At 70.7% G+C, this 18,865-nt stretch carries 22 protein-coding genes and 1 tRNA gene; 12 read left to right on the plus strand and 11 right to left on the minus strand.

All coding sequences use genetic code 11. The features are described 5' to 3' along the window. Positions 1–36: 36 nt before the first annotated feature. On the minus strand, positions 37–696 hold the full coding sequence (locus AB0L71_RS03330; RefSeq protein ID WP_365237251.1) for a hypothetical protein: 660 nt from the start codon (positions 694–696) through the stop codon (positions 37–39). A gap of 47 nt (positions 697–743) precedes the next feature. Here AB0L71_RS03330 and AB0L71_RS03335 point away from each other — a divergent pair, with 47 nt between their 5' ends. Then, entirely contained in the window at positions 744–932 is a 189-nt protein-coding gene (locus AB0L71_RS03335) for a DUF5703 family protein (RefSeq protein WP_365237253.1), read from the plus strand. 37 nt (positions 933–969) lie between these two features. On the opposite strand, the gene AB0L71_RS03340 is transcribed toward AB0L71_RS03335, so the two are convergent. The 3 genes from AB0L71_RS03340 to AB0L71_RS03350 form a co-directional block, all read right to left on the minus strand. Beyond that, positions 970–1,749, minus strand: a complete 780-nt coding sequence (locus AB0L71_RS03340; protein ID WP_365237255.1) for a chaplin — start codon at positions 1,747–1,749, stop codon at positions 970–972. 137 nt (positions 1,750–1,886) lie between these two features. Beyond that, positions 1,887–2,120 carry a chaplin gene (locus AB0L71_RS03345; protein ID WP_365237256.1) on the minus strand — a complete coding sequence of 78 codons (234 nt, stop codon included), beginning with the start codon at positions 2,118–2,120 and terminating at the stop codon, positions 1,887–1,889. Positions 2,121–2,283: 163 nt separating this feature from the next. Continuing rightward, the gene (locus tag AB0L71_RS03350; protein WP_365237258.1) at positions 2,284–3,609 is read right to left on the minus strand and encodes a M20/M25/M40 family metallo-hydrolase; all 1,326 of its coding nucleotides are present in this window, start codon (positions 3,607–3,609) and stop codon (positions 2,284–2,286) included. Between the two features lie 179 nt (positions 3,610–3,788). Here AB0L71_RS03350 and AB0L71_RS03355 point away from each other — a divergent pair. Next, positions 3,789–3,876: transfer RNA gene (locus AB0L71_RS03355), tRNA-Leu, on the plus strand. A 169-nt stretch (positions 3,877–4,045) separates the two neighbouring features. Beyond that, positions 4,046–4,981 carry a pseudouridine synthase gene (locus AB0L71_RS03360; protein WP_365237478.1) on the plus strand — a complete coding sequence of 312 codons (936 nt, stop codon included), beginning with the start codon at positions 4,046–4,048 and terminating at the stop codon, positions 4,979–4,981. 10 nt (positions 4,982–4,991) lie between these two features. Here the strand turns inward: AB0L71_RS03360 and AB0L71_RS03365 are convergent, their stop codons facing one another. The 3 genes from AB0L71_RS03365 to AB0L71_RS03375 form a co-directional block, all read right to left on the minus strand. Beyond that, entirely contained in the window at positions 4,992–5,621 is a 630-nt protein-coding gene (locus AB0L71_RS03365; protein WP_365237259.1) for an MBL fold metallo-hydrolase, read from the minus strand. Beyond that, positions 5,621–6,706, minus strand: a complete 1,086-nt coding sequence (locus AB0L71_RS03370) for an S-(hydroxymethyl)mycothiol dehydrogenase (RefSeq protein WP_365237261.1) — start codon at positions 6,704–6,706, stop codon at positions 5,621–5,623. The genes AB0L71_RS03365 and AB0L71_RS03370 overlap by 1 nt, the downstream gene beginning before the upstream one ends. A gap of 151 nt (positions 6,707–6,857) precedes the next feature. Then, complete coding sequence (locus AB0L71_RS03375) at positions 6,858–7,559, minus strand: FCD domain-containing protein (protein ID WP_365237263.1); 702 nt, start codon at positions 7,557–7,559, stop codon at positions 6,858–6,860. A gap of 144 nt (positions 7,560–7,703) precedes the next feature. On the opposite strand from AB0L71_RS03375, the gene AB0L71_RS03380 reads away from it, so the two are divergent. From AB0L71_RS03380 to AB0L71_RS03390, 3 genes are all read left to right on the plus strand, one after another. Next, on the plus strand, positions 7,704–8,228 hold the full coding sequence (locus AB0L71_RS03380) for a gluconokinase (RefSeq protein ID WP_365237265.1): 525 nt from the start codon (positions 7,704–7,706) through the stop codon (positions 8,226–8,228). Then, positions 8,225–9,622: a gluconate:H+ symporter gene (locus tag AB0L71_RS03385; RefSeq protein WP_365237267.1), complete on the plus strand. Its 1,398-nt coding sequence runs from the start codon at positions 8,225–8,227 to the stop codon at positions 9,620–9,622. Before AB0L71_RS03380 ends, AB0L71_RS03385 begins: the two co-directional genes overlap by 4 nt. Before the next feature lie 169 nt (positions 9,623–9,791). Next, positions 9,792–10,241 (plus strand): ASCH domain-containing protein, encoded by a 450-nt coding sequence (locus AB0L71_RS03390; RefSeq protein WP_365237269.1) that lies wholly within the window; start codon positions 9,792–9,794, stop codon positions 10,239–10,241. Between the two features lie 46 nt (positions 10,242–10,287). Here the strand turns inward: AB0L71_RS03390 and AB0L71_RS03395 are convergent, their stop codons facing one another. Next, the gene (locus AB0L71_RS03395; RefSeq protein WP_365237271.1) at positions 10,288–11,943 is read right to left on the minus strand and encodes an FAD-binding dehydrogenase; all 1,656 of its coding nucleotides are present in this window, start codon (positions 11,941–11,943) and stop codon (positions 10,288–10,290) included. 199 nt (positions 11,944–12,142) lie between these two features. Here AB0L71_RS03395 and AB0L71_RS03400 point away from each other — a divergent pair, with 199 nt between their 5' ends. The 6 genes from AB0L71_RS03400 to AB0L71_RS03425 all read left to right on the plus strand — a co-directional run bounded on the left by AB0L71_RS03400 (position 12,143) and on the right by AB0L71_RS03425 (position 16,783). Continuing rightward, positions 12,143–13,036 (plus strand): DMT family transporter, encoded by an 894-nt coding sequence (locus AB0L71_RS03400; protein WP_365237273.1) that lies wholly within the window; start codon positions 12,143–12,145, stop codon positions 13,034–13,036. Between the two features lie 59 nt (positions 13,037–13,095). Further along, complete coding sequence (locus tag AB0L71_RS03405) at positions 13,096–13,617, plus strand: NUDIX domain-containing protein (protein ID WP_365237275.1); 522 nt, start codon at positions 13,096–13,098, stop codon at positions 13,615–13,617. A gap of 43 nt (positions 13,618–13,660) precedes the next feature. Next, on the plus strand, positions 13,661–14,056 hold the full coding sequence (locus tag AB0L71_RS03410; RefSeq protein WP_365237277.1) for a DUF202 domain-containing protein: 396 nt from the start codon (positions 13,661–13,663) through the stop codon (positions 14,054–14,056). Then, the gene (locus AB0L71_RS03415) at positions 14,053–14,364 is read left to right on the plus strand and encodes a DUF202 domain-containing protein (RefSeq protein WP_365237279.1); all 312 of its coding nucleotides are present in this window, start codon (positions 14,053–14,055) and stop codon (positions 14,362–14,364) included. The genes AB0L71_RS03410 and AB0L71_RS03415 overlap by 4 nt, the downstream gene beginning before the upstream one ends. A gap of 169 nt (positions 14,365–14,533) precedes the next feature. Further along, positions 14,534–15,562, plus strand: coding sequence for a phosphotransferase family protein (locus AB0L71_RS03420; RefSeq protein WP_365237281.1), 1,029 nt, complete (start codon positions 14,534–14,536; stop codon positions 15,560–15,562). A gap of 6 nt (positions 15,563–15,568) precedes the next feature. Then, the gene (locus AB0L71_RS03425; RefSeq protein ID WP_365237282.1) at positions 15,569–16,783 is read left to right on the plus strand and encodes an acyl-CoA dehydrogenase family protein; all 1,215 of its coding nucleotides are present in this window, start codon (positions 15,569–15,571) and stop codon (positions 16,781–16,783) included. Positions 16,784–16,848: 65 nt separating this feature from the next. On the opposite strand, the gene AB0L71_RS03430 is transcribed toward AB0L71_RS03425, so the two are convergent. From AB0L71_RS03430 to AB0L71_RS03440, 3 genes are all read right to left on the minus strand, one after another. Then, positions 16,849–17,013 (minus strand): hypothetical protein, encoded by a 165-nt coding sequence (locus tag AB0L71_RS03430; RefSeq protein ID WP_365237284.1) that lies wholly within the window; start codon positions 17,011–17,013, stop codon positions 16,849–16,851. Between the two features lie 160 nt (positions 17,014–17,173). Beyond that, on the minus strand, positions 17,174–17,767 hold the full coding sequence (locus AB0L71_RS03435) for a TetR/AcrR family transcriptional regulator (RefSeq protein ID WP_365237286.1): 594 nt from the start codon (positions 17,765–17,767) through the stop codon (positions 17,174–17,176). Between the two features lie 239 nt (positions 17,768–18,006). Continuing rightward, complete coding sequence (locus tag AB0L71_RS03440) at positions 18,007–18,771, minus strand: SDR family oxidoreductase (protein ID WP_365237288.1); 765 nt, start codon at positions 18,769–18,771, stop codon at positions 18,007–18,009. Positions 18,772–18,865: the final 94 nt, after the last annotated feature.

Genomic DNA, 18,865 nt, shown 5'->3' on the forward strand with positions numbered 1-18,865 from the left:
CGGGCCCGGTCGCGGGCCCGGCCGACGACGGGCGGATCAGGAGCTGTCCACTGCCAGGCCGGCCCGCTCCCCGCCCGGTTCGTCCTCGTCGAAGACCGCGCTGACGTCGAAGCGGCAGACCACCAGCTGCGGGTCCGCGTCGTCGAACGGCGCACCGAGCCATTCCCCCGCCTCGGGCGGTTCCTCCGCCGCCACGACCCAGAGCGTGGAGTCGCCCTCCTCCAGGCCGAACTCCGTGTGCCGGGAGGCGATCTCGTCCGGTTCGTACTCGCCGAAGAGCACTCCGAGCGCCGCGTGGACGCTGGAACCGACCACCGCGGCGTTCCCGACGACGGAGTCGTCCGGTTCGAGATCGGCGATCCGCTGCGCCTGCGCGAGCAGCCGTGGCGGCTCCACCACCGTGTAGTCGCGGCGGATCAGCACGGTCAGCGCCTTGGGTTCCTCGGGGCCGGCGTACGGGGGCAGGGAGTCCTCCGCACCCGGGATCTCGAAGGGAGTCACCTCGTCGTAGCGGTCGTAGAGCAGTTCGTCGTAGACCTCGGCGGCAGCGGCCAGTGCGTTGAACGCTTCGTTGACAGCGGGATCGTCGTCCCCTGTCCGGCGCTCGACCGCCTCGAGGTGCTGGTCGAGCGCGGCTTTGATCGCTTCGGCGGCGGCGCGTACCTCGGCAGCGGTGGGCTGCGCAGCATCAGACATAGTGCAGACGCTATCCGCACAGGGGCTCTGCCCGCACAATAGATGCGATGCCGGAATACGAATTTGTCGATGTGTACGTACCGCGCGGGGTGTCCCGGAAGGACACGGCCCGCCTGTTGACCGACCATGCCGAGTACGGGCACTGGGAACTGGACCGGTTGTCGCTGCGCCGTGACGGCAGCCGCAGGGTGCGGCTGCGCCGACGGATCATCCGCCAGCTCCGGGCCACTTGGTGAGACGGAGCGGGCCCCGCAGTCGCGGGGCCCGCTCCCTTCACCATGCTCGCGCCGCCGTCCCGGTCCGCTGGGCGGACATCCTGGCGCGGCGGTAGAGCACTGCGCCCGCGCCCGCCAGCAGCAGACCCGCGCTCGCCGGGACCAGCAGGTCGAGTCCGCCCGCTCCGGTGTGTGCGAGTTCGACGACGTCCTGTGCCTGCTGCTCCTGCTGTGTCTGGGGTTCGTTCGGCACGGTCTGCGGTTCGGGTGCCGAGGGCTCGTTCTCGGTGACCGACGTACTGACCGGTGGCGTGACGGCGTCCTGCTCGTCTCCGCACCCGTTGTCGGAGGCGGGGCTGAGCAGTCCGCCGATGGTGAAGCTGTTCCCACAGACGTTCACGGGGATGTCGATGGGTACAGCGATCTTGTTGCCCGAGAGCACCCCGGACGAGCCGCTCGTGCTTCCCTCCGCCGTGGTCCCGCTCCCGGTGTCGCCCGGGACGGCCCGGTGCTTCCCGGTGCCCGCCCTGTGTGTCTCGGTCAGGTCGCCGGCCTCCTCGGAGCCCGAGGCGTGCCGGCCCGACGCGTCCCTTCGCGAACCGTTTCCGCAGGCGTTTCCCGCTGCCGGGTCGAACAGTCCCACGACGTTCACGGAGTTGCCGCATACGTTGACCGGCGCATGGACCGGGACCTGGACCGAATCCCCTGAAGCCACCCCCGGGGAATTCGACGCACCGCCGGTCGCTCCCGCGTCGGCGTGCGCGTAACCGCCGCTCAGTGCGAGGACTCCGCCCGCGGCCGCCATGGTGATCAGACCTTTACGCGTGACCTGTCGCATAGGTTTTCCCTGCCTTCTACGTTCCGGAATACCCCCGGACCCAACCGTGCGGGGGCGGGGCACCCAGCGGCCCCGGAGTGCATGGCGTGCACTCCGGGGCCGACCGGGTTCAAACCCTTACGGGGCGACGCACAACGTCAGGCGCCGGTGCACCTGTTGCCCATGGCGGGGTTCAGCAGACCGATCACGGAGATCGTGTTGCCACACACATTCACCGGCACGTGCACGGGCGCCTGGATGGTGTCGCCCGAGATCAGACCGGGGCTGTTGAGAGCAGTGCCCTGGGCGCCGGAGTCGGCGACGGCCATGCCCGCACCGGCCAGAACCAGGCCACTGGTGGCAACCGCAGCTGCGACGACCTTCTTGATCATTGTTCCTCCTCATTGGCAATGCGGTCCCAGCCGCGGACCGCATCACCTGTAACGAAGAAAAATGAAGCGGGCTACGAGCGTATGGTTCCTTTCACTCGTTCCGGCCATATACGTACACGTTGACGAATGTTGGCGTGGTGCTCGCTGAAAAAGCGGCAGGAACTCAGCAGTTGTCGATGAAACGGTCGAGCACCCGGACGCCGAACTGCAGACCGTCCACCGGTACCCGCTCGTCCACACCGTGGAACATGCCTGCGAAGTCGAGCTCCGGCGGGAGCTTCAGCGGGGCGAAACCGAAGCAGCGGATACCGAGGTCGTCGAAGGACTTGGCGTCGGTACCGGCGGACAGCATGTAGGGAACGGCGCGCGCGATCGGATCCTCCGCCTTCAGGGCGATCTGCATCGCGTCCACGAGGGAGCCGTCGAAACTCGTCTCCAGCGCCTTGTCCCCGTGTACGTCCTCACGCCTCACCCGCGGGCCGAGGATCCGGTCCAGATCCGCCAGGAACTCGTCCTCGAAACCGGGCAGGAAGCGGCCGTCCACATGGGCGGTGGCCTGGCCGGGGATCACGTTCACCTTGTAGCCGGCGCCCAGCATGGTGGGAGCGGCCGAGTTGCGGAGTGTGGCACCGATCATCCTGGCGATGCCACCCAGCTCGGCGAGGGTCGTCTCCATGTCCTCCGGGTCGAGCGGGATGCCCAGCGCATCGGACAGCTCGTCGAGGAAGGACCGTACGGTCTTGGTCACCCGGACCGGCCACTGGTGCCGTCCCAGCCGTCCGACCGCCTCGCAGAGCTCGGTGATCGCGTTGTCGTCATTGGTCATCGAACCGTGGCCCGCGGTGCCGTCCACGGTGAGCCGCATCCAGTGCATGCCCTTCTGGGCCGTCTCGACGAGATAGAGGCGGAGGTTCTCGTTCACCGTGAAGGAGAAGCCGCCGACTTCACCGATGGCCTCGGTGACGCCCTCGAAGAGGCCGGGGTGCTTGTCCACGAGGTAGCGCGCGCCGTAGGTGCCGCCCGCCTCCTCGTCCGCGAGGAAGGCCAGCACGATGTCACGCGGGGGCTTGCGGCCACTGCGCATCCGGTCGCGGACGACCGCGAGCGTCATCGCGTCCATGTCCTTCATGTCGACCGCACCGCGCCCCCACACGCAGCCGTCCGCGATCTCGCCGGAGAACGGATGGTGCGTCCAGTCGTGGGCGTTGGCCGGAACCACGTCGGTGTGCCCGTGGATCAGCAGCGCGGGCTTCGACGGGTCCTCCCCCTCGATCCGCGCCACCGTCGAGGCCCGGCCCTTGTGCGACTCGAAGATCTTCGGCTCCAGACCGACCTCGGCGAGCTTCTCCGCGACGTACTCCGCGGCGGCCCTCTCCCCCGGTCCCGAGTGGTCACCGTAGTTACTGGTGTCGATCCGGATCAGCTCACGGCAGAGGTCCACGACCTCGTCCTCGCCCGAGACGGTCCGGGCCGCGTTGGTCTCGCTCACACTGCTTCCTTCCGCTGTCGCCGTGGTGCGCCCGCTCATCCTCCCGTGCCCGGCCCGTACGCCCAAGGCCGCCGCCCCTGCCGTGCGCCCTTCGCACCCCCGGCGTGATCGAGCACCCCCGAATGTTTGCTATTGTTTTCCACGTCGGAACGGGCCAGGGCCCGCGAGACAGACACCTTGTCCGGGTGGCGGAATGGCAGACGCGCTAGCTTGAGGTGCTAGTGCCCTTTATCGGGCGTGGGGGTTCAAGTCCCCCCTCGGACACCAGCAGAAACCCCAGTTCACCTGGGGTTTTTCTGTTTTCCGCCCCGGCACGGCCCACCACGCGATCGACAGCGGAACGGTCCCTGCCCGGACCAAGGAGGGGCGCCCCCGGAAGACCAGCACACGCAAGGAGCCGCACCATGTGCACCGCTGTACCGGCCGGCGCGTCCCGATGAGAGGGCGCGCGAAGCCGCCGCAGCCGCCGCTGCCGCAGCGGGACGGGATCGATCCGGTCCGTGTGCGGCTCCCCGAGGATCCGGACGGCCGCTGGGCGACGGTCGGCGCCCATCTGCGGGCGCGGTTCGCCGGGGCGATCGGGGCGGCACGGGTGGACGCCATGGTCGCCGAGGGCCGGTTCGTCTCGGTACAGGGTCCGGTGTCCGCCGACGAGCCGTACACCGCCGGCCGGTACCTCTGGTTCCACCGGGATTTCGCGCCGGAGGAGCCGGTGCCGTTCCCGGTCGGCGTCGTCCACCGCGACGAGCACCTCGTCGTCGCCGACAAACCGCACTTCCTGGCGACGACCCCACGCGGCCGGCACATCACCGAAACCGCGGTGGCGCGGCTGCGCCGGGAACTGGACCTGCCCGAGCTCCAGCCGGCGCACCGGCTGGACCGGCTGACGGCGGGCCTCGTCCTCTTTGTCGTGCGGCCCGGGGAGCGGGGCGCCTACCAGACGATGTTCCGGGACCGGCTGGTGCGCAAGGAGTACGAGGCGGTGGCGGCGTACGACCCCGTGCAGGCCTTCCCGCGGACCGTGCGCAGCCGCATCGTCAAGGAGCGCGGGGTCATCGCCGCCCGCGAGGAGCCGGGCGAGCCGAACAGCGAGAGCCGGATCGAGCTGGTGGAGCACCGGGCGGGTCTCGGCCGTTACCGGCTCGTGCCCGCCACCGGTCGCACCCATCAGCTGCGGGTGCACATGAACAGCCTGGGGCTGCCGCTCGTCCACGACCCGGTCTACCCGGTGGTCCGGCCGGAGGGTGCGGCCGACGACTGGTCGCACCCGCTCCAGCTCCTCGCCCGGGTGCTGGAGTTCACCGATCCGGTCACGGGCCGACCGCGCCGCTTCGAGAGCGGGCTGCGGCTCGCCGCGTGGCCGGACCGGTGAGCCGCGGGCTTCAGTGACCGCGGGCGATCCACTCGTCCAGGTGCGGGGCCTCCGCACCGATGGTGGTGGAATCGCCGTGCCCGGTACGGACGGTGGTCTCCGCGGGGAGACCGAGCAGCCGGTCCCTGATCGACGCGACGATCGTCGGGAAGTGGGAGAACGACCGCCCGGTGGCGCCGGGCCCGCCCTGGAACAACGTGTCGCCCGTGAAGACGGTGAACAGCTCGGGGGCGTACAGGCAGACCGCGCCCGGGGCATGTCCCGGGGTGTGCAGGACCTGAAGCGTCGTCCCCGCGATCTCCAGCTCCTGGCCGTCGGCGAGTTCGCCGTCCGGGGCGCGGTCCGGGTGGGTCTGCCTCCACAGCGGCAGGTCGTCGGGGTGCAGCAGAACGGGTGCGCCGGTGGCGTCGGCGAGGGCCGGGGCCGCGTCGATGTGGTCGTTGTGGGCGTGCGTGCAGACGATGGCGCGCAGCGTACGGCCGTTCAGCGCGGCCGCGATGGCGGCGGCGTCATGGGCGGCGTCGATGACGATCGCCTCGGTGTCGTCGCCGACGATCCAGACGTTGTTGTCGACGTCCCACTCCCCGCCGTCGAGGGCGAAGGTGCCGGACGTGACGAGGTGGTCGATGCGGGCGGTCATCAGAAGACCACCACCGAGCGCAGGACGTCCCCGGCGTGCATCCGGGTGAAGGCCTCCTCGATGTCGCCGAGCCCGATGGTCTCGGTGACGAACGCGGCGAGGTCGATCCGGCCCTGCTGGTGCAGATCGATCAGCATCGGGAAGTCGCGGGAGGGCAGGCAGTCGCCGTACCAGGAGGACTTGAGCGAGCCGCCGCGGCCGAACACGTCGAGCAGCGGGAGTTCGAGCCGCATCTCGGGGGTGGGGACGCCGACGAGGACGACGGTGCCGGCGAGGTCGCGGGCGTAGAAGGCCTGCTGGTACGTCTCGGGGCGGCCGACCGCCTCGATGACGACGTCCGCACCGTTGCCGTCGGTCAGCGAGCGGATCGCCTCGACCGGGTCGGTGGAGCGGGAGTTGACGGTGTGGGTGGCACCCATCGTCCTCGCCGTCTCCAGTTTGCGGTCGTCGATGTCCACGGCGATGATCTTCGACGCGCCTGCCAGTCGCGCACCCGCGATCGCCGCGTCGCCGACGCCGCCGCAGCCGATCACGGCGACCGAGTCGCCGCGGCCGACCTGCCCGGTGTTGATGGCGGCGCCGATGCCCGCCATCACGCCGCAGCCGAGCAGTCCTGCGACGGCCGGGGAGACCTCCGGGTCGACCTTGGTGCACTGGCCGGCGGCGACGAGGGTCTTCTCGGCGAACGCGCCGATGCCGAGCGCGGGCGACAGCTCCGTGCCGTCGAGCAGCGTCATCTTCTGCTTGGCGTTGTGGGTGTTGAAGCAGTACCAGGGGCGGCCGCGCAGACACGCGCGGCACTGCCCGCACACGGCACGCCAGTTGAGGATGACGAAGTCGCCGGGCGCGACGTCCGTGACCCCTTCGCCGACGGACTCCACCACGCCCGAGGCCTCGTGGCCGAGCAGGAAGGGGAAGTCGTCGTTGATGGCACCCTGCTTGTAGTGGAGATCGGTGTGGCAGACGCCGCACGCCTGGATCTTCACCACGGCCTCGCCGGGGCCCGGATCCGGGATCACGATCGTCTCGACCCGGACCGGCTCGTTCTTCCCCGGCGCGATGACCCCTTGCACCTGCTGCGACATTCCGCCGTCTCCCTGTTTCCATCGTTTTGTGCGGATCGAACATGCTCACCGTACGCTGCGTCAGGGTGTCACAGGAGCGCACCTCGTCGGCGGGACACGTCCCCCTGCCGAGGCCGTCGGCGACGGGGGCGGCCCCACCCCCGTACGGGGTTCAGGGCGCGAGTACGTCCAGTTCGTGCAGGGCTCCCACCGCGATCTCCTTCGTCAACCGCTCCGCCGCCTCCGCGTCGCTCTCGCGCACCGCCTCGGCAAGGCGGACATGCAGGGTGACCGCGGCCGGGTCGGGTTCCTCGAACATCACCTGGTGGTGCGTACGGCCCGCCAGGACCTCGGCGACGACGTCGCCGAGCCGCGCGAACATCTCGTTGCCGGACGCGTCGAGCACGATCCGGTGGAACGCGATGTCGTGCTTCAGATAGCCCTCCAGCTGTTGCCCTCGCGAGGTGGCGACCATGCCGAGTGCGCACTCGGTGAGGGCCGCGCACTGCTCCGCGGTGGCGTTCCGTGCGGCGAGACCGGCGGCGACCGGCTCGATCGCCGAGCGGAGCACGGTCAGGGAGCGCAGCTGGCGCGGGCGGTCGGCGCCGGCCAGCCGCCATCGGATGACCTGCGGGTCGTAGACGTTCCACTCCGCGGCCGGCCGTACGGTCACGCCGACCCGGCGCCGGGACTCGACCAGGCGCATGGATTCGAGGACCCGGACCACTTCGCGCACGACCGTGCGCGAGACGTCGAAGCGCTGGGCCAGCTCGTCCGTGCGCAGTACCTGCCCCGGTCGGTGCTCCCCTGCGGCGATCTCCAGACCCAGGGTGTCCAGCACATGTGTATGCAGCCCAGGGCCCTGTGTGGTCATGCGCACAGCCTACGGGGCACCCCCGAGGCAGAAAAAGTACGACGTTTACATCACAGAATCTTGAATAAGTCGTACGTATGAGTTTCAGTAGCGCGACGGACCGATGTCGACGAAGACATCGATGAGAACAGCGAGGCACCGCCAATGAGCACCCCCCACGTCGTCGTGGTGATGGGCGTCGCAGGGACCGGCAAGACCACGATCGGCCCCCTGCTCGCCGCCGAACTCGGCGTTCCGTACGCCGAGGGCGACGACTTCCATCCCTCGGCGAACATCGCCAAGATGTCGGCCGTCACCCCGCTGGACGACTCCGACCGGTGGCCCTGGCTCGATGCGATCGGCCGGTGGGCACACGGCCGGTCGGGGCTCGGTGGCGTGGTGAGCTGCTCCGCGCTCAAGCGGGTCTACCGTGACCGGCTGCGGGCCGAAGCCCCCGACGCCGTCTTCCTCCATCTGACCGGCGACCGGTCTCTGATCGAGGAGCGCATGGCGCAGCGCACGGGCCACTTCATGCCCACCGCACTGCTCGACTCGCAGTTCGCCACCCTGCAGCCGCTGCAGGAGGACGAGGCCGGAGTCTCCGTCGAAGTCTCCGGCACCCCTGAAGAAATCACCCGGCGAGCCGCCGCCGCGTTGCGCCGCCTCGACAACCAAGGATCACGACCGTGAGCAGTCTCAGCGTCGAGATGCTGGCAGCGGATGCCGCCGAACCGATCACTTCGGCAGGCAACGCTCAGTTGGGCATCGCAGTCCTGGCGGGCATCGCCGTCATCGTTCTGCTCATCACCCGGTTCAAGATGCACGCGTTCCTCGCGCTGACCATCGGCTCACTGGCGCTCGGCTCGTTCGCCGGCGCCGCACCGGCCAGGACGATCGCCAGCTTCACCGCCGGCCTCGGCTCGACCGTCGCGGGTGTCGGTGTCCTCATCGCGCTGGGCGCCGTCCTGGGGAAGCTGCTCGCCGACTCCGGCGGAGCCGACCAGATCGTCGACACGATCCTCGCGAAGGCGAGCAGGCGGTCCATGCCGTGGGCGATGGTCCTGATCGCCTCGCTCATCGGTCTGCCGCTGTTCTTCGAGGTCGGGATCGTGCTGATGATCCCGGTGGTCCTGCTCGTGGCCAAGCGCGGCAACTACTCCCTGATGCGGATCGGCATCCCGGCGCTGGCCGGTCTCTCCGTGATGCACGGGCTGATCCCGCCGCACCCCGGCCCGTTGGTGGCGATCGACGCCCTCGGCGCCAACCTCGGTGTCACGCTCGCCCTGGGCGTGCTGGTCGCGATACCGACCGTGATCATCGCGGGGCCGGTCTTCTCCCGCTACGCCGCACGCTGGGTGGACATCCCGGCTCCGGAGAGGATGATCCCGCAGCGCCCTTCGGAGGAGCTGGACCGTCGGCCCGGCTTCGGTGCCACCCTGGCGACGATTCTGCTGCCGGTCGTACTGATGCTGGTCAAAGCCCTGGTCGACATCGTCGTGGACGACCCGGAGCAGCCTGTCCAGCGGGTCACCGACGTGATCGGCTCGCCGCTGATCGCACTTCTCGCGGCCGTCGTAGTCGGCATGTTCACGCTGGGCCGGGCCGCCGGATTCTCCAAGGGCCGGCTCTCCACCACCGTCGACAAGTCCCTCGCCCCGATCGCCGGTGTGCTGCTGATCGTCGGTGCGGGCGGCGGTTTCAAGCAGACCCTGATCGACGCCGGTGTGGGTCAGATGATCCTGGACTTCTCCAAGGACTGGTCGATCCCGGCACTGCTGCTGGGCTGGCTGATCGCCGTCGCGATCCGGCTCGCAACCGGTTCGGCGACCGTGGCGACCATCTCGGCGGCCGGTCTGGTCGCTCCGCTCGCCGCCGACATGTCGACCCCCCACGCCGCCCTGCTGGTTCTCGCCGTCGGCGCGGGCTCCCTCTTCTTCAGCCATGTCAATGACGCCGGGTTCTGGCTGGTGAAGGAGTACTTCGGCATGAACGTCGGTCAGACAGTGAAGACCTGGTCGGTGATGGAGACCATCGTCTCCGTGGTCTCCCTGGCCTTCATTCTGCTGCTCTCGCTCATCCTCTAGTGCGGCACGAAGGTGGCGCTCATGCGGCACCTTCGTGGCACGAGACCGGTGGCCGACCCATGCATCCACCCGGACGCGCCACCAACTCTGCTCTCCGCCCGAACAGTTGACGCCCTTCACCGGCGTGCGACCCGGCGCCGGGCCGAAGGCGCATGCCAGACTTGGCGCCATGCCGAACCGTGAACCTCTCAAGCCCTTTCTGCTCGCCTTCCCCGGACCGCTGCGCGACCGGTTGGTGGAGGCGGTGCTCGCCGGTGTGAAGGTGTCGACGACCAGTCTGCTCGCGGAGTACGAGGCGGAGAAGGAGGAGCTTCCTCCGGTGGGCGAGAGGTCCGCGCTGATCGACTCGGACGGCCGGGAGATCGCGGTGCTGGAGGTGACGGAGGTACGGGTGCTGCGCCTGGGGGACGTCGGTCTTCAGCATGCGATCGACGAGGGCGAGGGCGACACGTCGGTGGCGGGGTGGCGTGCCGGGCACGAGAGGTTCTGGCACAGCGAGGAGATGCGGGAGGCGCTCGGCGATCCGGAGTTCACCGTCGACGACGACACCATGGTCGTGGCCGAACGGTTCCGGGTCGTCGAGCTGCTGGACCCCGTCGTGGCCGCGGCCCAGCAGTAGAGCGTTGCGCGGGCCCGCTGCCCGGGCCCGCGTACCGCCGGACCGGCTACGCCGTGGCCTGCGCCGCCGCACGGCCGGCCACCCGGCCGGAGAAGAGGCAGCCGCCGAGGAAGGTCCCTTCCAGCGAGCGGTAGCCGTGCACCCCGCCGCCGCCGAAACCGGCCGCCTCCCCCGCCGCGTACACACCGGGCAGGGGCGTGCCGTCCTCGGTGAGCACCCGGGAGGACAGGTCCGTCTCCAGGCCGCCGAGCGACTTGCGGGTCATGATGTTGAGCCGTACGGCGATCAGCGGGCCGGCCTTGGGGTCGAGGATGCGGTGCGGGGCCGCCGTACGGATCAGCTTGTCGCCGAGGTAGGTGCGGGCCCCGCGGATCGCGGTGACCTGGAGGTCCTTGGTGAAGCGGTTGGCGATCTCGCGGTCGCGCGCGGTGATCTCGCGGCGCAGTTCGGCCTCGTCGATCAGTTGCTCGCCGGTGAGTGCGTTCATCCCGCGGACCAGTGCCGCGAGGTCCTTCTCGACGACGAAGTCCACCCCCTTGTCCATGAACGCCTGCACCGGGGCCGGTACGCCCGCGCGGGCCCGGCCGATCACGTCGCGGATCGACTTCCCGGTGAGGTCGGGGTTCTGCTCGGATCCGGAGAGGGCGAACTCCTTGCCGATGATCTTTCGGTCGAGGACGAACCAGGTGTACTCGTAGCCGGACCTCATGATGTGTTCGAGGGTGCCGAGGGTGTCGAAGCCCGGGAAGAGCGGGACCGGCAGCCGCTTGCCCCGGGCGTCCAGCCAGAGCGAGGACGGGCCGGGCAGGATCCGGATGGCGTGCCCGGCCCAGATCGGGTTCCAGTTCTCGATGCCCTCGGTGTAGTGCCACATCCGGTCGCGGTTGATGTGGTGGGCGCCTGCTTCCTCGGCGATGCCGAGCATGAGTCCGTCGACATGGGCGGGGACGCCGCAGAGCATCTTGCCGGGCGGGGTGCCGAGCCGTGCGGGCCACTGCTTGCGTACCAGGTCGTGGTTGCCGCCGATGCCACCGGAGGTGACGATCACGGCCTGGGCCCGCAGCTCGAAGGAGCCGGTCGCCACCCTGCTGCTCGCGGTCCCGCGGGCCGCCGTGCTCGGCTCCAGGACCTCCCCGGTCACCGTGTCGACGGTGCCCGCGGTGCGGCCGAGGCCGGTGACCCGGTGCCGGAACCGATACGTGACGAGGCCCTTGGCGACGCCCTCGCGGACCCGGCGCTCGAAGGGCGCGACGACTCCCGGGCCGGTGCCCCAGGTGATGTGGAAGCGGGGTACGGAGTTGCCGTGGCCCGTCGCGTCGTAGCCGCCGCGCTCCGCCCAGCCGACGACGGGGAAGAGACGCAGCCCCTGGGCGTACAGCCAGGAGCGCTTCTCACCGGCGGCGAAGTCGACGTAGGCCTCGGCCCACTTCCGCGGCCAGTGGTCCTCCTTGCGGTCGAAGCCGGCCGTGCCGAACCAGTCCTGGAGGGCCAGCTCATGGCTGTCCTTGATCCGCGACCGGCGCTGCTCGGGAGAGTCGACGAGGAAGAGACCGCCGAAGGACCAGTGCGCCTGGCCACCGATCGACTGTTCGGGCTCCTGGTCGAGCAGGATCACCGAACGGCCCGCGTCGACCAGCTCCGCGGTGGCCACCAGCCCCGCGAGACCTGCCCCGATCACGATCACATCAGCGTCGTACGCCATGGGTTTCCATCCTTGTCGAGGTGGCCCGGGCCCGGTGACGGTCCGGCTCCGGCGCCGGAAGTTACTCGTGCGTCAGATCCTCCGCACCGCCCGCCGCGGAGTCAACCGCCCGGTCGGCGGCACTCCGGCCGCACCCTCGGGGCGCAGGCGCTATCGTCGATACAAATCACCCACTTCTGGCCTGACTTGAGGTAGAAGCGTGTCGGTGCTGGTCCTCGTGCTCGCCGTGAGTGCCGCCTGCTGTCTGGGGTTCGGCTTCGTCCTGCAGCAGGCCGCCGCTGCGCACGCCCCGAAGAGCGACTACCTCTCCCCCAGGCTGCTGCTGGACCTGATGCGGGTGCCGAGCTGGCTGGCCGGGATCGGGCTGATGGTCTGCGGCATGGGCCTGGGCGCCCTGGCCCTGGGCAAGGGCGAGGTGTCCGTCGTCGAACCCCTGCTGGCGACCAATCTGCTCTTCGCGATGACCCTGTCGCGCCACCGCACCGGACAGCGGCTCGGCCGGCAGGGCTGGTCCGGGCTCTGGCTGCTGGCCGGTGGCGTCACCGCCTTCCTGCTGGCGGGCCGGCCGCAGGGCGGCGAGGCGGTGACCGATCCACTGCGGCACTGGCTGGTGGTCGGCATGGTCGTGGCTCCGGCCCTGCTGCTCACCACCATCGCCAAGCGCTCGCGGTCCGGGGTCGCCCCCGCACTGCTCGCAGTCGCGGCCGGTCTGCTGTACGGCTTGCAGGACGCCCTCACCCGGCTCTCCGGCCAGCGGCTGTCCGAGGGCGGCTGGACGGTGCTGATGACGTCGTGGCAGCCGTACGCGGTGGTGGTGCTGGGGGTGACGGGGCTGCTCCTGGTGCAGAGCGCGTTCGAGACCGGCCCGCTGCGGGTCTCGCTGCCCCCGCTGACCGCGTCCCAGCCGCTGGCCGGGATCGCCTGCGGGGTCGGCTTCCTCGGTGACCGGCTGCGTACCGACAGCGTGGCGCTGGCCTGGCAGGCGGCCGGTCTCGTGGCGATCGTCGTCGGGATCGTGCTGCTGGGGCTGCATCCGGCGATGCCCGAGGGACCCGTGGACCGACGCAGGGAGAAGAGCCTCCAGCCGAACTGAGCGGCTTCGACGGGACCTCCGGGAGCGTCGCCCGCAGGGCCTGATGTTGGATGAGGGGTATGACCCCTTCTGACGAGATCCTGGACATCGTCGACGAGAACGACGTGGTCGTGGGGCAGGCCCCGCGCGGTGAGGCGACCGCGCGGGGCCTGCGCCACCGCTGTGTCTTCATCGAGGTCCGGGATGCCGATGGCCGGCTCTTCGTGCACCGCCGGACGTCCACCAAACTGCTCTTCCCGTCCCACTACGACATGTTCGTCGGCGGGGTGGTCGGGGCCGGCGAGTCCTACGACGACGCGGCGCTGCGGGAGGCCGAGGAGGAGCTGGGTGTCTCCGGGCTCCCCCGCCCCGAGCCGCTGTTCACGTTCCTCTACGAGAGCGCCGAGCACTCCTGGTGGAGCCGCGTGTACCGGGTGCGGTGCGAGCTGCCGGTGCGGCCGCAGGCGGAGGAGGTCGCCTGGCACACCTTCCTCACCGATGCGGAGCTCGAGCGGCGCCTGGGCGACGGGCAGTGGGTGCCCGACGGTGTGGAGGCGTACCACCGGCTGCGCGCCTTCCGTGCGGGCGGGGCGGCCTCGTGAGCCCGGCCCACGACCGTCGACGGGTGACGGGCGGGTGTCCCGCGTGAGCGCGTTCCTCCAGGGCCTGCGGCTGTGGTTCGCGCCGCAGCGGATCCGAGAAGAGGGCACCACCCCCGACTACCGGTTCTCGCTCGCCAACGAGCGGACCTTCCTGGCGTGGATCAGGACGGCCCTGGCCCTGATCGGGGGCGGTTTCGCGGTCGATCAGTTCCTCCCGTCCCTGGCGTGGGTCATCCGGGCGGGGCTGGCGCTGGCCCTGCTCGCGGCCGGTGTGCTGTGTGCGCTGCGGGCCATCAACCACTGGGTGCGGTGCGAGCGGGCGATGCGGCGCGGGGAGGACCTGCCGGTCTCGCGCTTCCCGACGCTGCTGGGTCTCGCCGTCGCCGTGGTCGCCGTGGCGATGGTGGTGGTGGTCCTCTTCGGCTGGGAGGGCCGGTGACGGGCGAGGGCCGTGATCCGGGTCTGCAGCCCGAGCGGACCAGGCTGGCGTGGCGGCGTACGACCCTGTCCTGCACGGTGGTGGCGGTGCTGGCGGTCAAGCAGGCCCTGCACGGCGGGCCGGGGCCGGCCGGGATCGTCGCGGTGGCGCTGAGCGCACTGGCCTGGCTGGGGTTCCTGCGCGTCGCGCACCGGCGGGTGCTCGGGATGGAGGTCGCGCGGCCCCGGCCGCTCTCGGCGCGCGCCGCGCTGACGGCGGTGGCGTGCGTCCTCGCGCTCGCGGCGTTCGCCGTGGCGATGCTCTTCTGAGCGGGACGGACCAGTCCGGCTCGTAGAACGATCGGGGCGATCACCGGTTCCGGCCGGTCCGGCCCCCGCTGCCCGCATCCCGCTCTGGAACCCTCGAGCCACTGGACGACATACCGACTGGTCGGCATGATGAGCACCGACCAGTCTTTCTCACCCGGAGGTGCGCACGATGAGCCCAGTCCATCCGCCAGGCCTCGACCTGGACCGGCTGCGCGGACATCTCGACCGCGAGCGGCCGGGCCTGGTGAAGGGACCGCTCGAAGCCCGGCTCATCGAGGGCGGCCGCTCGAATCTGACGTATGTCGTCACCGTCACCGACGGCACCGGCCGCTGGGTCGTGCGCAGGCCTCCGCTCGGCCATGTCCTGGCCACGGCCCACGACATGAAGCGCGAACACCGGGTGATCAGCGCCCTGCACCCGACGGCGGTTCCGGTCCCCGCACCGGTCCTGCTCTGCGAGGACGACTCGGTGACCGGGGCGCCCTTCTACGTCATGGAGTACGTCGAGGGCACGCCGTACCGCACGGCCGAGCAGCTCGCGCCGCTGGGCGCCGAGCGCACCAGGCAGGCCGTCCTCGGTCTCGTCGACACCCTCGTCGACCTGCACGCCGTGGACCCGGGCTCCGTGGGGCTCGCCGATTTCGGGCGCCCCGAGGGTTTCCTCGACCGGCAGCTGCGCCGCTGGGGCAAGCAGCTCGACGCCTCCCGCAACCGTGAGCTGCCCGGTATCGACGCGCTGCACGCGGCGCTCGGCCGTGAGCTGCCCCGCTCCCCCGCTGCCACCGTGGTGCACGGCGACTACCGCCTGGACAACGTCCTGATCGGCTCCGACGACCGGATCAAGGCCGTTCTCGACTGGGAGATGTCCACGCTCGGCGACCCGCTGACCGACCTCGGTCTGCTGGTGATGTACAGCTCCGATCTCGGCCTGCCCGAGTCCCCGGTCTCCACCACCAGCGGCGCGGCCGGCCACCCCGCCCCCGCCGAACTGATCGAGCGCTACGCCGCACGCTCCGGCCGGGACACCTCCGCCCTCTCCTGGTACACGGCGTTCGCCTGGTTCAAGCTCGCCGTGATCCTTGAGGGCATCCACTACCGCTACACCCTGGGGCAGACGGTCGGCGCGGGCTTCGACCGGATCGGCGATCTCGTCCCCGTCTTCATCGAGCACGGCCTCACCACCCTCCAGGAAGGCTGATCCCCCATGGACTTCGCTTTCGACGCACGCACCGAAGAACTGCGCGACAGGCTGCTCGCCTTCATGGACGAGTACGTCCACCCGGCCGAGTCGACCGTGCACGAGCAGCGCGCGCTGCTGGCCTCCCCGTGGGAGACCCCGCAGATCGTCGAGGACCTGAAGGCCGAGGCGCGGCGCCAGGGTCTGTGGAACCTCTTCCTCCCCGACGCGAAGTACGGCGCGGGGCTGACCAACCTCCAGTACGCCCCGCTCGCCGAAATCACCGGGCGCTCCCCGCAGTTGGCGCCGACCGCACTCAACTGCGCGGCCCCGGACACCGGGAACATGGAAGTCCTCTTCCACTTCGCCACGGACGCGCAGAAGAAGCAGTGGCTGGAGCCCCTGCTCGCCGGGGAGATCCGCTCGGCGTTCGCGATGACGGAGCCCGAGGTGGCCTCGTCGGACGCGACCAACATCGAGACCCGCATCGAGCGCGACGGCGACCATTACGTCATCAACGGCCGCAAGTGGTACATCTCCGGTGCGATGAACCCCGACTGCCGCATCTTCATCGTGATGGGCAAGACCGATCCCGAGGCCGCGGACATCCGCCGCCAGCAGTCGATGATCCTGGTCCCGCGCGACACCCCCGGTCTCGAAGTGCGCCGCGCCATGCAGGTGTACGGCTACGAGGACCACTACCACGGCGGTCACGCCGAGGTCGTCCTCACGGACGTGCGGGTGCCCGCCGAGAACCTGATCGGCGAGGAGGGCGGCGGCTTCGCCATCGCCCAGGCGCGTCTGGGACCGGGCCGTATCCACCACTGCATGCGGCTGATCGGGATGGCCGAGCGGGCGATCGAGCTGATGTGCCGACGTGCGGTGTCCCGTACGGCCTTCGGCAAGCCGCTCGCCCAGCAGGGCGTCGTACAGAACTGGATCGCGGACGCGCGGGTCACCGTGGAGCAACTGCGGCTGCTGGTGCTGAAGACGGCGTGGCTGATGGACACGGTGGGCAACCGGGGCGCGCACACCGAGATCCAGGCCATCAAGATCGCCACACCGCGCGCGGTGGTCGACATCCTCGACCGGGCGGTGCAGCTGCACGGCGCGGGCGGTGTCGGCCAGGACTTCCCGCTGGCCGAACTCTGGGCGGCGGCACGGACGTTGCGGCTGGCCGACGGGCCGGACGAGGTGCACCAGCGGTCCTTGGCCCGGCGGGAGATCAAGCGGTACGTGTAGGCCGCGGCAGCGAGGCGGCGCGGGGCGAGCGGGTCCCCGGAGCGGGATCCGCCCCTCGTCAGTCGTCAGTAGCCGCCGAACGGCACATGGTCGGCCAGGGCCAGGTCGCGGGCGAACGCCCGCACCCGCAACAGGCACCGGGCGGCGAGGCGGACGGCCGGTGTGTGGTGCGGGCCGTACGCCGCGGACCACAGGGCGGGGACGTGCACGGAAGGCTGGGTGCGAGTCATACCTCCACCCTCGGCCCGGGGCGGCGGCCGGTCCAACCGAAGGTCCGGTCCGCGACCGGCGAGGGAGCGGACGGCCGAAACCGCAGCGGCTGCGTCACCTCATGACAGCGGTCGCGCACGTCGGGCCGGCGGCGCTCGCCCCGGTGGGACGGGGCCGCGCTCAGGGGCGCAGGGCGCGCAGCAGCAGGTCCGCCAGGTGGTCGGCGACCTCCTGCTTGCCGAGAGGCCCGTCGGGCCGGTACCAGGTGGACAGGTGGTGGACCGAGCCGAAGTGGTAGTCGACGACCAGGTCCGCCGGGGTGGCAGTGGTGAACACCCCGGTCCGCTGGCCCTCCTCCACCAGGGCCCGGAAGCGCTCGTGGTAGCGGCGTCGCTCCATCCGCACCTGCTTGTTCTTCTCCGGGCTGAGGTGGTGCATGGACCGGAAGAAGATCGAGGCGTCGTCGAGGTTCTCGATGGTCGTGACGACCACGTCCGCGGCGGCGTCGCGCAGGCGCTCCTCGACCGGGGCGTCGGCGTCGGCGAAGGCGTCGAGGCGCTGCTGCTGGAGCCGGAGCACCCGGGCGTAGATCTCCTGGAGGAGGTCCTCCTTGGAACCGAAGTAGTGGTAGAGCGCCCCCTTGGTGACGCCCGCCGCCTCGACGATCTCCTGGACCGAGGTGCGGTCGTACCCCCGTTCGGCGAAGAGCCGGGTGGCGGCGGCCAGCAGCCGCTGCGGAACGGGGGCCGTATCCCCGTCCGTCACCTTGGCCATTGCCGCCACCGTCCTTCCGTACCGTGCGTGGTCCCGTGCTGTGCGTGAAACGTCCTACCGGGGTGAACGCGGTTCCCGCCCGAGGATCTTCCCACTCGCCGTCCTCGGGAGCTCCGCCAGGATCCCGGCCTCGCGGGAGTACGGGTACACCGCCGGCCGTTCCCCGCCGTACGCGCCCCGTCTCCCTGGGGCGAGGGCGGCGCCCGGCCGCAGACCGGTCCGCGGGCTGCCAGGCCCGGTCACGCCTGCATCCCCTCCCACTTCTGCTGGAGGTGGTTCATCTGGCCGAGCCAGTGGTCGGGGTCCTTGGCGCGGGCCCGGTGGAAACCGGCCACCTCGGGATGCGGCAGGACGAGGAAGCGGTCCTCGTCCATGGCGTCGAAGAGCGCGTCGGCGACCGCCTCCGGCTCGATGGCGCCGGGGGCGAGGACGAGCTCGCCGGCCGATCCGGCCGCGGTGAGCATGTCCGTCCGCACACCCTGCGGGCAGATCGCGTGGACCTTGATGCCGCGGTGGCGGTAGGTGAGGGAGAGCCATTCGGCGAAGGCGACGGAGCCGTGCTTGGTGACGCTGTACGGTGCGGCGCCGATCATCGTCAGCAGTCCGGCGGCGGAGGCGGTCGAGACGAACCGGCCGCTGCCGCGCTCCAGCCAGTCCGGCAGGAGCGCCCTGGCTGCCCGGACCTGGGCCATCACATGGACGTCCCAGGCGGCTGCCCAGACCTCCTCACCGGCGAAGACGTCGCCCGGCGAGGCGAGGCCGGCGTTGGCGCAGTAGATGTCGACGGTCCCTCCCAGCGCATCACGGGCGGCGTCCACGACGTGCGAGGCGTCGCCGGCGACGGCCACGGCGCCGATCTCCTCGGCCAGCGGGCCGATCCCGGCCTCGTCGAGATCGTTGACCACGACCCGGGCGCCCTCCGCGGCGAACCGGCGGGCCAGGGCGGCCCCGATGCCGCCGCCGGCCCCTGTGATCACTACGCCTGCGCCCTGCACGGTACTCATCGGGTCCCGCCTCTCTCAGCCGACTTCCCAGCAGACTAACCGGTCGGTATGTCGTCGTGGAAGAGGTTGTTAACGCCCCGCAAAACACTCCTGT

The sequence above is a fragment of the Streptomyces sp. NPDC052052 genome (genome assembly GCF_040680455.1).
Taxonomy (GTDB): domain Bacteria; phylum Actinomycetota; class Actinomycetes; order Streptomycetales; family Streptomycetaceae; genus Streptomyces.